The following is a 12,837-nucleotide window of genomic DNA, read 5'->3' as shown; positions in this document are numbered from 1 at the left end:
AAGAAAGTATACACTGCACGAATTAACTTTCTGTGACGTATGGTTGTTAGGATTTCACAAGTTTATAGTAAACGCTGTAGGTGTTATCAGTAGTCCATACCCCGTTATCCGACTTGGATAAAATGAAGATCGTGCCTTGCTCAAAAGTTTCCTCTTCACTGGCATCCTTCTCTTTGCTTTCTACATAAATAGCTGCTTCTTTGGCGCTAAAATAGTAGATACTCGAAACGCTTGGAGTATAAATGACGTCATATGAAGTAAAGAAATCTTCCAGATCTTCCTTAAGGGAAGTATCATATTCTTCTCCGTATGAAGTCATGGTGGAAAGAACAGCGGCCGAATTTTGTTCATTCATAGCTTGATAATATTTGGTGATATTACCTTTGATGGCATCCGCATCATTTTGAGGAATGTTAGCTGCTGTTTTTAGAGCTTGTTCACGAGTCAGCAGTATCACGGAGCTTTGGGATTCCACAGATGATATTTTCCAGCTTCCATTCTTGCGGACAAGTGTATACATGTATTCGTCCTCTGTATCTGGCGTATAGGCCCCACCTGTCCGGCGAGAGCTTTCCAGTGTATAGACAGTAGCGTCATTGCCTGAAATATCAATGATTTCCAAACTCTCAATAGTATTTTTTATGTCAAAAATCTCAAAGGATGCATTAAGATCCGCTACTGACTCCGCATTTGAGGATTCTGAATCCATAAGGGAATAGAAGCTAATCGCTTTTTCTTCATTGAAATACTTATTAGACAAACGGATTAATGCTGTAATCGCTGCTTCGTCCTTATCTTTGGATACTGGGGTGGTAATTTGCACGCTTCTGCTGGTTGAATTCCAGACGGCTGTGCCTCCGGTTGCCTCTGCGATAAAACGTAAAGGAATGTATGTAGTGCCAGCTGAGGAGACTGGTGCGGTGGTCAGTTTTTTCACGGTTCCGTTAACGGTTGCGCGGTTGCTGCCAATTTTCAGGCTGATCGCCAGATTTGAACTTTTACCTGTTACTGTTCCAGTCTTGGCATCCCAAAGCACCTGGAGTCCAAGCTTTTCGAAGATGACCCGGAAAGGGACAAGTACAGAATTGTTCGCTAAGTATGGGGTTCCTGCGGTAAAGGAAACCTTACTGCCGTTGATATAAACATCAATCGGTTTTGAAGCAGCAAAAGCCGGGACCGCCAGTATCAGGGCCAGAAGACTTATGCTCAAGAGGGATAATAATTTTTTCAACAGTACTCTCTCCTTTTATGTAACTCTTTGTAAAATAGCCTCATTATACCATTTGATTTCTCTCTATGTCTATCAATTGGTGTTAGTTTTGTCACACCAAAAATAGCCGGAGATATTGAAATCTCCAGCTTTTTGATCCCCTGATCTCAGACTAAGAAAGCTTCACGGACACGGTTCCAGAACGGAAACGGACGATACCTTGCGAAGCTGACTTTTTTGTCTGAAACTTGACAGCGTACTGAAATCAGGTCATCAACAGGAATGTTGTTATGATCTACGGTGAGCAGCAAACGCTGGTCTTTACATGAAAAAATGTCACAATGATGATGCTTCGGCAGTAGTAGCGGCGAGCCCATTGTCCGGAATACACGGTTGTTAATAGACGCGATTTCGGCAATCTGCAGCGCTTCTATTGAAGGGTGAACCATAGCGCCACCAAGGCTTTTGTTATAAGCGGTGCTGCCAGAGGGAGTTGAAATACAAAGTCCATCGCCTCGGAACATTTCGAAGGTGACATCATTGATGTCGATTTGGATCATTATAGTTCCATCCACCCCTTTAAGGGTAAATTCGTTGAGGGCAATGTGAGACGAAGATCCCGATTTTTTGTGAATCTCCAGCTCTATTAATGGATATTTCACAATGCGCGGTTTCTGCGGCTCAGTATCACCGGTTCCGCACATATAATCGATTAAGGTGGGCAGCTCTTCTGCTTGCCAGTCCGCATAGAAGCCGAGGTGTCCTGTGTGCACACCTACAAAGGCTAAGTTGGGAATCTGATCGATAAAGGTATGAAAAGCGTGCAGCATTGTGCCGTCTCCACCTATCGAGATGACGATTTCCGGAGACTCGGCATCCAGTTGCAAATCCCGCTCCGCCGCCAGCTTGTGAAATTGCTCGGCAAGTTTGATTGACAGCTCATCACCGCGGTCCAGAACATAATATCTCAAGATGTACAAGCTCCTTTATATAATTCCGTCATACACCGATCATAATCAATCTTGCCCCGGAACACAATATGTAATCAACTTCGGCGCATCAATCGGAGCATTGCCATAAAGACAGGAATAAGCAGTGACACTAGAAGAGCAACGGCCAGTATAAGACTCAGTAGAGCTAGGCTGGCAGTGACACCAGAGGCTGAAGGTGTGAAGGCGGTGGAGGCTGGCAGAGAGACCCAGGCAGAAGACAATCCTGATCCCATCACAGGCTTCCATAGCAGCACCACGAGACCTGCTGCGAGTACGGCATGTATTAGTCTCGCAGTTAAGAACGGCAGATAACGCAGCCCGGTACCGTTCAAAATACTGGCGACTTGGGCATGTACAGATAATCCGCCCCAAGAGAGAATAAAGGCAGCTGCTGCGACCTTGAATTGAAGCGGGATGGAAGAAGCGGCTTCACCAGCAGAACGGGCACCTATGGTGACCTCGAATAATCCGCTGATCAAGGCCTGAGCTAATTCGGGAGGCCCTCCAACAAGGGAGACGAGAGATCCGGCCAGGCTAAATAGTGAGGGCAGGATTCCGGCACGGGCAAGCAGCTCCATTAGCACGTTGAAGAATACAACCAGACCCCCTACGACAATAATAAGCTGTAGCGAGGATTGGATCGCTCCTTTTAACAGCTCCCCGAAGCTACGTCCATCCTTGCGCCGGGCTTCGGACATCGCAAGGAGTGCGGCATGTATTCTGCCGAATCCTTGTTTTGCTGGAGCAGAGGGGACGTCAGAACTACTTTTTGTTGGGTCTTGGGTGGGGGTCTTTTGTTCCTTACGTCCATGAAATGACATTAGGAGACCAACCATTAAGCCACTTCCGTAGTGGGCTAGTGCCAATATTAGCCCCAAAGAAGCATCGCGAAAGAACCCAACGGATACCGCCCCTAATAGAAAAATAGGATCGGAGGAGGTTGTAAATGCTACAAGGCGTTCACCTTCAATTCTGCTGATCAACTTCTGCTCCCGCAGCTTAGCGGTTAATTTGGCTCCAACGGGATATCCTGATACATATCCCATGGCCGCGACAAAACCACCGCTGCCTGATATACCGAAGAGGGGACGCATCAGTGGATCAAGTAAAGCGCCGAAGAGATGGACAATGCCTAAGCCTAGCATGATTTCAGAAATGACGAAGAAGGGAAACAGTGAAGGGAAGAGCACGTCCCACCAGATGGCCAGGCCACGTAAGGCTGCGGCAAGAGATGCTTCAGGATGAAGTAACATAAGCAGCATACAACCTGCCAATATGAATCCCAGCAGCGGGCCGCCAATCTTTTTAAAAGTCATAATTAACGCCTCCTGGTCTATGGTTAGATGTATGCAAAAAGAGGGACAAACAGCACAAAAAAATGGAGAAAGCGGTTACAATTATCTGTGCTTTTTCGCAGGAATTATGATATTATGTAATAAATAAATGCACCCTCTGTTACACGATTAAATGGGATGGAGTGATGGCGATGAGCGTTATAGCCGGAGTTCTCGTTTGTGCTTTTGTATATGTAATCCGGGTCTCTCTCGTCCCTCCTGGTGATGAGGAATTTAGGACCTACTAACCTTACTCTTCAGGCGCTGAACTATAGTTTAGCGCCTTTTTTCTGTAGTTTAGAGAGCACTTTCGACGGATATCCGTGTTATGCTTATCTTTGGTATAATAAAATAAGTAACGTTTCATTAATATGGAAGAAGGCTGGTAACCTCAATGAATCCAAATGAGAGTATATATGACAATCTAGGGGGGGCTGAAGCACTACATCGGTTGGTGGAAGTGTTCTATGCCAAGGTACAGCTTCATCCGCAGCTGGGACCCTTGTTCCCTGAAGATATTACTCCAGTTCTGGAGAAGCAATATCAATTCCTGACACAGTTTTTTGGCGGGGGTCCACTTTATTCGGAATTACATGGACATCCCATGATGAGAGCAAGGCATATGCATATTCCTATTACTCCAGAACGTGCTGAGGAGTGGCTACAATGTATGAAAGAGGCACTGGTGGAGACTGGAGTCGAAGAACCACTGCGTTCATTCGTGCTTAGCCGCCTTGCAGGTCCTGCACATCATTTTGTTAACATGCCCCAGGAATAATAAGGGACAGGTTGATCCTGAAAGGAATGAGAGTACTTGACAGAGTTAATACCCCTATATTCTATTAAGGTCAAGTGTTGCAACTGTGAAAATGAATTTTCAACCTCGCGGGTACGTCCTAGTCTAAAAAAGGCTATTCGGCGTGATGCTGATTTCTGCGCGTATTATAAAAATGAGAATCCGGATTATTATGTTGTACGGGTCTGCCCCAATTGCGGGTTTGCCTCCACAGAAAATTCGGCTGACAAGCTGACGGAACGCCAGCGCAAGGCATTTAATGAACAGGTAGGGAAACGCTGGAAGAGCCGGGACTTTGGAGAGAAACGAGACTGGGAAACTGCGCTCGAGACCTATAAGCTGGCGCTTTTATGTGCTCAAAGTATTAACGATAAAGATCGGATTATCGCAAGTCTGCTTCATCATATTGCTTGGCTCTATCGCTATCAAGGGGAGACTGAGCAAGAGAAGCGTTTTTTACGCTATTCTTTGGACGAGTATGTTAAGGTCTATGAAATAGATGGCATTGCCGGCAATGATGCCCGGCTCATGTACCTGATCGGCGAACTTAATCGGCGGATCGGAGAATACTCAGTGGCTGTAATGTGGTTCTCCCGTCTGATCAATGATCAGAAGATCATGGATGCGGCGATGATTCGAGCGGCACGTGAGCAGTGGGTTATTTTACGGGAGCAAATGCGTGCTGAGGCTCTAGATGTTGAAGTTGATATCGAAGGCTTGTCTTCAAGTTCATAATGTTTGCGAAGAACAAAAAGCGCAGAAGAGAATTAAATTCTCCTCTGCGCTTTGTAGAAAGAAAATGTTAGGATTTGCTTATCTGACAGCTCGATCGAACAAAAGGTAATCGCCGTCATTATCTATAACTGTAGGACTGGCGCTGCAGCAGGGGAAGACGAGCAGTTTTTTCTTGCCGTCACGAACGATTTGTAATTCTTTAGGCTTCATAGGCAGAAGCACATTCTCTGAGTTGCAGAATGGACAGTATTGCACATACATATCGCCTAGAATGATGTCATAAGGCCAGGTATGACTAAATGGAATCATTGTGAGTCCTTCCCAGAAGGAGTCTCTTCATTTTCGCCCTCAGTTTGTGGGGGATTTTCTTTTTTGGATAGCTCCGCTATTTTTTGTAGTAAAATATGTTGGGGCATATGCATCAAGTGTTCCAAAGGAACGCCTAGTTGCTTGGATAACGTAATGGCTGTTTCCGGTGAAATTTGTAGTGGCTTCATATGGATGCCCTCCTAAAGTTTATCGGCTATAAATGTTCAGATATCGTTATTCACTTTACCATGGTGTTAAGACAATTACAAAGAAAGTCAAATGAAAGCAAAGGAATGGTGAGTACACATGAAACAACCGTTATCACTGACTTGGGAACTTGATACTATTTTTCCGGGGGGTTCTTCGTCTGCAGAGTTAGAAGGGTTCTTGAGCAAGCTTGAAAAAGATATTTTATCCTTGCAAGGCTTTGTGAAGGATGCTGTGGCACCAACGGATGTTGCGTCTACAAAAGCATTGGATGAGGTTATAGCATTGCTTCAGAGCTGTTCAGGAAGACTTGTGGAGGTCACTTCCTTCGCAGACTGTCTAGGCGCTCAGAATCAGATGGACAAGGGTGCGGTAAGGCTGGCGGCCAAAGTGACAAGCATGCGCGCTGGATTCGAAGGGATCAGCTCGCAATTTAGCAATGTCCTTCGTCAGACTACGGACAAGGTATGGGCTGAGTGGATGGCTCGTCCAGAGATTGCTCCTTTAACGTTCGTACTGAGCGAGAGCCGTGATTTGGCCCGTGAGAAGATGAGCCCTGAGCTGGAAAGCTTAGCGTTGGAATTAGCTGTTGACGGATATCATGGATGGAGCGGGCACTATGATACGATTGTGAGCTCGATCAAGATCCCATTTGAGGATGAAGAAGGAACAAAGCTGCTATCTGCTGGCCAAGCTTTTAATAAGCTGGATGATCCAGATCCAAAAGTGCGTCAAACGATGTTCCATAAATGGGAAGAGGCTTGGACTGAAGCGGCAGATAATTGCGCGGATACCTTAAATCACTTAGCAGGCTTCCGCCTGAAGCTCTATAAGGGCAGAGGCTGGGACGATGTTCTGAAAGATCCGCTCAGCATCAATCGTATGACACAGGACACCTTAAATACGATGTGGGACGTGATTACGAATAGCAAACCTGTACTTGTGTCCTACCTTCAGCGTAAAGCCAAGCTGCTGGGGCTGGATTCTCTCTCATGGGTCGATGTCGAAGCTCCTGTAGGCAAATCCTCCGGCAAGATCCCTTATGATCAAGCTGCGAAGGATATCGTCACACAGTTCCGTAAATTTAGTCCTAAGATGGCTGAGTTTGCAGAGCGTGCCTTTGATAATAACTGGATCGAGGTTGAGGATCGTAATGGCAAACGCCCTGGTGGATTCTGTACTTCCTTCCCTGAGAGTAAAGAATCACGGATATTCATGACTTACAGCGGCACACCTTCCAATGTTTCAACATTGGCCCATGAGCTGGGACATGCTTATCATTCCTACCTGCTTGATGATCAACCTGTATTTAATCAGAATTATGCAATGAACGTTGCAGAGACCGCTTCAACCTTTGCAGAAGTGATTGTATCTGATGCTCAGGTTAAAGCTGCGGGCAATGCAGAGGAGAAGCTGGCTCTGCTTGAAACGAAGATACAGAACAGTGTGGCATTCTTTATGAACATTCACGCTCGATTCTTGTTCGAGACTCGCTTTTATGAGAAACGTAAGGAAGGTCTTGTAAATGCTGAGGAACTGTCCGCTCTGATGGTGGAAGCACAGAAAGAAGCTTTCTGTGGTGTGCTTTCTGAATACCATCCTCACTTCTGGGCGTCGAAGCTGCATTTCTATATCACAGATGTACCTTTCTATAATTTCCCGTACACCGTTGGTTATATGTTCAGTACAGGCTTATATCGTCTGGCATTACAAGAGGGAGCTTCCTTTGCAGACAAATACGATAGCTTGTTGCAGGATACCGGCGTGATGACATTGGAGGATTTGGTGCTCAAACATTTGGGTGTGGATCTGACAAAACCGGATTTCTGGCAAGGAGCTACAGATCTGATTGTGGCTGATATCAACGAGTTCTTGGAGATGACAGAGCATTTAGCATGAAATGTCTAAAATAAGACAAATTTCAGTGCGCAAAAAATAACGGAATTTCAGTGTGAACACGCAAAGACCCTGGTTAAGGGGTCTTTTTTTAATGCTTAAATGTCGAAAACCCCCGGTTTATAAAAATTAATATACGAATGATCCATGAATTTTGCGCATTACTAGGGATAATAACCCAATTTTGTAGAATAATGTTGTTTGACGTATTTAAGGGGTCTATAATGAGCCTTGAGCCTTATAAAAGGCTTGCATGGAAGACAAATGAGCTCAGTTCAAAAAGCTTAAGTAAGCGCTTACTAAGCCGATTTGTACGAAGTAAACTCGAAGTAGCTAAGCTCACAAAACGATATAAATCGAACCAGAAACTTGGGAAAAGGGGAAGGAGTGGCGGAGGGGAATTTTGGAACTGTAAGAGCGGGAGCGACTGCCTTTGTCTCCGAATTTCACCCGCTATACGCGTAAGAATTCAAGAAATTTGGAGACAACAGCGGCTGGAAGTCCAAACATTCCCCGCAGTGGCGACGGACTCTTAGCCCAAATATTTAGGGTTCGATTTATAAGACGAAGAAAACTCGAAGAAGCTAAGCTCACAAAACTTTTAGGAGGAAAGATATGCTTAAGACAGAACAGCTATCATTAGCAAGACAGATGGATTTGGTGTTTAGGGAACTGCAAGAGGAATTATCAGGACTATCTTCCGGTACCGTATTTGTGCAAATACGAAATAATACCATTGGCAAATTCGGCATACGTCATCACCCTTTAGCCGGTCGGGGGGGTGGATTCACAGAAGTGAAGGAAGGAATAACGGAGAGCCAGCAGTCTTCTTTTCGTTTAATGGCACTGGAGAGTCTGAAATACAAACGCCGTTGGACTCATGGTGAGATCAGCTATGAATTCGCTATAAGACAGGGCAAGCTAATCGTAGATGCTACGCTGGAGTCTAATTATAATATGGCGAATCTGATGATTCGATCTCCCCGTAATGCTTACGCCGAGAGTGCTGATCAATTTTTAAGTTAAACGTTTTACATAAAAATTGTTTGCAGCTGGGACTATAGGCTATAAATTAGAAAAACCCCCCACAGCTTCTAGAAGAAGTGTGAGAGGTTTGAAAGCTAGTCGGCAATAGGCTTTTTAAGACCTCTGCCGGATAAAACACTTAAGATAACGATGTTACTGACGACCGGACAGTTGTTGTTCTGCCAGTTGTACTAGACGTTTAGTGATGTAACCTCCCAAAGAACCAGTTTCGCGGGAAGTGTAGTTCCCGTAATAACCGTCAGCTGGGATCGTTACTCCAAGCTCTTGTGCTGCTTCATATTTCAATTGTTGCAACGCTGCATTTGCTTGAGGAACTACAAGGTTATTGGAACGGCTGCTACGACCTTGACCTGCTTGACCCATGTGTGTCACCTCCTTCGCCCGTTGTGAAGATAGTATGAGCGCTAAGAGGCTAATTCATGCATGCTATCGAAAGGTTTTAAGGATGGTAATTATTAGTCGATTAAAAGTAAGGGTAGAAAGCCCAAATAACTAAGCTCGCACAAAAAATCGGCCTTCTCTTACGTAAACGCAAGGGAAGACCGATATAATGTATATCTGCTTTAATTCTCGGGATAGATCATTTCCAGCATAGTGGACAGCTCAAGACTTTGACCTGGTTCTACCTTCAGCAAGCCCGTGAAGGAAGGGTCATCGGAAACGTTAGGAGCATCCGGGAGCCAGGTGTAAGGTTCGATGCACAGAAATTGATCGGCCGGACCTTTGGTATACAGGACCCAGTGGCGGAAATGATTCTCGTCAGCTGTATAACGAAGACCATAACCATCATCGCGTAATAGCAAGGCTTCTACGGGCTGCTTGTCACCAATACGTAGAGCAGTATCAAAATTAGTTCCCTGGAGGTTGATTCCAGAGTTTAGTGAATCTAGATCACCAAGTGGAATTAGATTGCCGCTAGGGAGCAATTCATCGTTTAGTTCATAAATGCTGTTTACGGGCAGCTTGAGATTCCAGCGTTCAGGTTCTCCATCGATCATAAACCAGGTGTGATAGCCGATCCCAAAGGGAATACGATGATCGCCGAGATTTGTAACCTTTAAAGTCTGGCTGAGCCGGGCATCCTGAAGCCTGAATGTCATTTCGAATTTGAGTGGAATGGGAAATTGCTCCATCCAGTGCGGATCATCTTCAGTAAGGAATTCAGTAGTGACTGCACAACCGTCCTCGTCTTCTTCAATATCGCTGACACACCAGGATTGAGTCCGGTGTAGGCCATGGATATGATTGTCACCAGCGGTATTCTGGTCAAATTGATAACTTGTACCCTCGAATTGAAATTTTCCTTTACGAATTCTTCCGGGTGGAATTAAGAGCGGGATGCCAAAATGGTAAGGTTTTTGCATAAAGAAAGCTTGATCGCTTTCATCAGGCCGCCGCAGAATTTCCCGTTGTTCTTTTACATCAAACAATGAAATCACGTTGTTTCCTAGTCGCGGCAAAAGCGTGACTTCCAGTTCGCGGCTGTGCAAAATATAAGTATCATAACCGCCCCACTGCCCTTTGGTCACCTGTTTCATGAGATATGCTCCTTTATCGTAACTGTAATCGAATAGAACATGGATAACCTTATCATAACAGATTTATGCGGAAGTGGTTAAGTGATTTGACAACTTCTCTTTATGGTTCTATGATGAAGGCATTAAATTATGATGAGAATGTGATGACGGGGACAAGTAGACAGGAAATGCACCTTCAGAAAGCCGGTGGTTGATGCGAACCGGTAGGACACTCCTGATGAATGGACCCCTGAGCGCCGCGCTTGAACGGGAGCAAGATGCCCTAGTAGACCGGCCGGATCTTCCCCGTTAACGGAAGACTAAGGCTGTTTCCCTTTGACTATACAAGGGTTAAGCAGCGAATAAGGGTGGCACCACGGTCTCACGTCCCTTGCGGATGAGGCTTTTTTTGCGTTCTCGGAAATTGGAAATCACATCTAACGGAGGTCTATATTATGTTGAAAAAAGTAATGTCAGGCATACAACCGAGCGGTTCTCTAACTTTGGGTAACTATATCGGAGCGCTGAAAAATTTTGTGAAGCTGCAAGACGATCATCAATGTTTCTTTATGGTTGTCGATATGCATGCGATCACCGTTGCTCAAGATCCTGCGGCACTGCGTGAGCAGTCTGAAGCTGTAGCTGCACTCTTTATCGCGGCAGGAATTGATCCTGTGCGTTCGAATGTATATATGCAGTCTCATGTGCCTCAGCATGCGGAATTGGGCTGGATCATGACTACGCTAACGGCAATGGGCGAGCTTGAGCGTATGACACAGTTCAAAGATAAATCATCAGGTAAGGATTCAGTTGGCGCGGGCCTATTCGTATATCCTTCTTTAATGGCAGCAGATATTCTTGTTTATAATGCGGATCTTGTGCCAGTAGGTGAAGATCAGAAGCAGCACTTGGAGTTGACCCGTGATTTAGCTGGCCGTTTCAATAACCGTTTTGGCGAATTCTTTACGATTCCTGAACCGTATATCCCTGAAGTGGGCGCACGCATTATGTCTCTGGATGATGGCACTAAAAAAATGAGCAAGAGCAGCCCGAATGCAGGCAGCTATATTGCCCTGTTGGATTCGCCGGATGTGATCCGTAAAAAAATCAGCCGCGCAACGACTGATTCTGGACGTGAAGTGATCTTTGATCCGGCTAACAAGCCAGAGATTAGTAACTTGATGAGTATTTACTCGGAATGTTCTGGGATGTCCCTCCAGCAAATTGCCGATCGTTATGAAGGACAAATGTATGGTGGCTTTAAGAAGGATCTTGGGGAAGTGGTTGTATCCACACTTGAGCCTTTGCAACAAAGATATCATGAAATTCGCAGTTCAGGTGCGATCACTGATATTCTTGCTGAAGGTGCTGAACGTGCACGTATTGTTGCAGCTGAGACGTTGAATGGCGTAAAAGAGCGGATGGGCTTTCTGCCAGCTCGTTAATCTTAGTCAGAGCTTAAGCTTTCCTGTTTGCGTCTAATTCTGGCTTTGAGGATAAATCCCCAGCCAATATTCATTACGCAAAGAAAACCAAGCAGAAGTGCCAGCCAGAAGCTATAGCTGATCGCGATTGAAGCGGCAGTGAGAATAAGAATAGAAGAACAAGCGAACCAAAGTGAGAGTCCTTTACCCATTAAGAGCCTTCCTTTCCGTGTCTGCTAAAATGAATCCCGGAGTATTATAAAATACTCCGGGATTTTTTGTGATTATAGAATAGATCTCTCAGTAAGTCTACAGTTTCATCGTAAAGAACCAGGGTCGATGGAAAATCGTTTGTCGAGCTTATCACTGCTAAGCCAGCCTACATAAGTATTTAAAGGTTTATATTGGTTATCCATAACTAATACAGCCACAAAAGGGTATTGTTTGCGGTGTAAATAACGAACGTCTCCCCAGCGCACCATATATCCTGAAGGAAGCTCCTCCACTTCGGCAACCGCATAAGAGGTGAAATATAGAAAGGACTGAATATCTGGATGCGACTTGGATATTTCCACAGCGGGATGATTCGAGCAGACCGCATGTTTGAACCATTCCAGGCGGTTGTTCAGTAGCTGTCCAACGTCATAGCTGCCGTCTTTTTTCACTTTAACTACGTTCCAGCGTTTAAGTGAAATTGTAGGGATTACAATATAACGTTCACCAGCATTATGGTGTATATCTTTAAGCTTGATGTTTCGTGTAAGGCGGGCATGAACAACCGTTCTCCAAATATAATAAAGAATGGTACAGGCATAAAGCGTAATAAATAAAGGTTTGGGCGGCACAATCCCAGTGATCCAGAGTAGAATAGCTGCGATATGGCTGCCAAAAATAAATGGATCGAAAATGTGGATGATATTCCAGGCAATCCATTTCTCAGTAAATGGACGGGCGGCCTGGGTTCCATAGGTGTTAAACAGATCAGAGAAGACGTGCACGCCTACGCCTATGAAACCCCAGAGTGCAACATGGCTTAAAGCTGCCAAATCAGTAAATCCAAACAGAGGCCCTAAGACTAGGGCAATCAGAGCGGGCCACAAAATTAGAAAAGGCAAGGAGTGTGTGATTCCCCGGTGATTACGAATATATATTGCATTGTCCTTTAGTCTTAATGCGGTATCGGCATCAGGAGCTTGTGAGCCTAAAATCGTAGCCAGCATAACGGCCCCGGCCAGTTTAGGGTCAGAAGCAACGACAGGATCTACGAATGAAAGTCCGGCTAACCCTATGCCCATAACTAAATGTGTAGCGGTGTCCATTGGTCAGTTCTCCTTTGTTGTTCGGAAGTACATTATTAATAATTACCCAAA

At 45.1% G+C, this 12,837-nt stretch carries 14 protein-coding genes and 1 other annotated feature; of the genes, 5 read left to right on the top strand and 9 right to left on the bottom strand.

All coding sequences use genetic code 11. The features are described 5' to 3' along the window. Nucleotides 1–46 precede the first annotated feature (46 nt). The 3 genes from MHB56_RS09785 to ylbJ all read right to left on the bottom strand — a co-directional run bounded on the left by MHB56_RS09785 (nt 47) and on the right by ylbJ (nt 3,518). Entirely contained in the window at nt 47–1,231 is a 1,185-nt protein-coding gene (locus tag MHB56_RS09785) for a copper amine oxidase N-terminal domain-containing protein (RefSeq protein WP_076279682.1), read from the bottom strand. A gap of 146 nt (nt 1,232–1,377) precedes the next feature. After that, a complete protein-coding gene (locus MHB56_RS09780) occupies nt 1,378–2,181 on the bottom strand; it encodes an NAD kinase (RefSeq protein WP_076184770.1) in 804 nt (267 codons plus the stop codon). Between the two features lie 74 nt (nt 2,182–2,255). After that, nucleotides 2,256–3,518 (bottom strand): sporulation integral membrane protein YlbJ, encoded by a 1,263-nt coding sequence (ylbJ, locus tag MHB56_RS09775; RefSeq protein ID WP_341143524.1) that lies wholly within the window; start codon nt 3,516–3,518, stop codon nt 2,256–2,258. 412 nt (nt 3,519–3,930) lie between these two features. On the opposite strand from ylbJ, the gene MHB56_RS09770 reads away from it, so the two are divergent. Together MHB56_RS09770 and MHB56_RS09765 are read left to right on the top strand one after the other, a co-directional pair. Then, nucleotides 3,931–4,314 (top strand): globin domain-containing protein, encoded by a 384-nt coding sequence (locus tag MHB56_RS09770; RefSeq protein WP_076134176.1) that lies wholly within the window; start codon nt 3,931–3,933, stop codon nt 4,312–4,314. A gap of 36 nt (nt 4,315–4,350) precedes the next feature. Continuing rightward, the gene (locus MHB56_RS09765) at nt 4,351–5,067 is read left to right on the top strand and encodes a DUF2225 domain-containing protein (RefSeq protein WP_036685310.1); all 717 of its coding nucleotides are present in this window, start codon (nt 4,351–4,353) and stop codon (nt 5,065–5,067) included. Between the two features lie 78 nt (nt 5,068–5,145). On the opposite strand, the gene MHB56_RS09760 is transcribed toward MHB56_RS09765, so the two are convergent. Together MHB56_RS09760 and MHB56_RS09755 are read right to left on the bottom strand one after the other, a co-directional pair. Beyond that, nucleotides 5,146–5,376: a hypothetical protein gene (locus MHB56_RS09760; protein WP_036685307.1), complete on the bottom strand. Its 231-nt coding sequence runs from the start codon at nt 5,374–5,376 to the stop codon at nt 5,146–5,148. Continuing rightward, nucleotides 5,373–5,564, bottom strand: coding sequence for a YycC family protein (locus MHB56_RS09755; RefSeq protein ID WP_036685305.1), 192 nt, complete (start codon nt 5,562–5,564; stop codon nt 5,373–5,375). The genes MHB56_RS09760 and MHB56_RS09755 overlap by 4 nt, the downstream gene beginning before the upstream one ends. Before the next feature lie 118 nt (nt 5,565–5,682). Between MHB56_RS09755 and MHB56_RS09750 the strand changes: the two genes are divergently transcribed. Then, the gene (locus MHB56_RS09750) at nt 5,683–7,482 is read left to right on the top strand and encodes a M3 family oligoendopeptidase (protein WP_076184769.1); all 1,800 of its coding nucleotides are present in this window, start codon (nt 5,683–5,685) and stop codon (nt 7,480–7,482) included. Nucleotides 7,483–8,094: 612 nt separating this feature from the next. Next, entirely contained in the window at nt 8,095–8,505 is a 411-nt protein-coding gene (locus MHB56_RS09745; protein WP_036685297.1) for a hypothetical protein, read from the top strand. A 153-nt stretch (nt 8,506–8,658) separates the two neighbouring features. Here the strand turns inward: MHB56_RS09745 and MHB56_RS09740 are convergent, their stop codons facing one another. Together MHB56_RS09740 and MHB56_RS09735 are read right to left on the bottom strand one after the other, a co-directional pair. Further along, complete coding sequence (locus tag MHB56_RS09740) at nt 8,659–8,889, bottom strand: alpha/beta-type small acid-soluble spore protein (protein ID WP_036685295.1); 231 nt, start codon at nt 8,887–8,889, stop codon at nt 8,659–8,661. Nucleotides 8,890–9,089: 200 nt separating this feature from the next. Beyond that, complete coding sequence (locus MHB56_RS09735) at nt 9,090–10,064, bottom strand: aldose 1-epimerase (RefSeq protein WP_076184767.1); 975 nt, start codon at nt 10,062–10,064, stop codon at nt 9,090–9,092. A gap of 134 nt (nt 10,065–10,198) precedes the next feature. Next, nucleotides 10,199–10,438, top strand: a binding site (T-box leader). A gap of 63 nt (nt 10,439–10,501) precedes the next feature. Here MHB56_RS09735 and trpS point away from each other — a divergent pair. Next, nucleotides 10,502–11,488: a tryptophan--tRNA ligase gene (gene trpS, locus MHB56_RS09730; protein WP_036685592.1), complete on the top strand. Its 987-nt coding sequence runs from the start codon at nt 10,502–10,504 to the stop codon at nt 11,486–11,488. A gap of 2 nt (nt 11,489–11,490) precedes the next feature. Here the strand turns inward: trpS and MHB56_RS09725 are convergent, their stop codons facing one another. Next, complete coding sequence (locus MHB56_RS09725) at nt 11,491–11,679, bottom strand: hypothetical protein (protein ID WP_036685291.1); 189 nt, start codon at nt 11,677–11,679, stop codon at nt 11,491–11,493. A 105-nt stretch (nt 11,680–11,784) separates the two neighbouring features. Next, complete coding sequence (locus tag MHB56_RS09720) at nt 11,785–12,786, bottom strand: metal-dependent hydrolase (RefSeq protein WP_076218717.1); 1,002 nt, start codon at nt 12,784–12,786, stop codon at nt 11,785–11,787. Between the last annotated feature and the right edge of the window lie 51 nt (nt 12,787–12,837).

It is taken from the genome of Paenibacillus sp. FSL H8-0315, assembly GCF_038005365.1.
Taxonomy (GTDB): Bacteria; Bacillota; Bacilli; order Paenibacillales; family Paenibacillaceae; genus Paenibacillus_AQ; species Paenibacillus_AQ odorifer.
The sequence above is the reverse complement of the archived record's forward strand: the minus strand, read 5'-3'. Positions and strand labels throughout refer to the sequence as shown.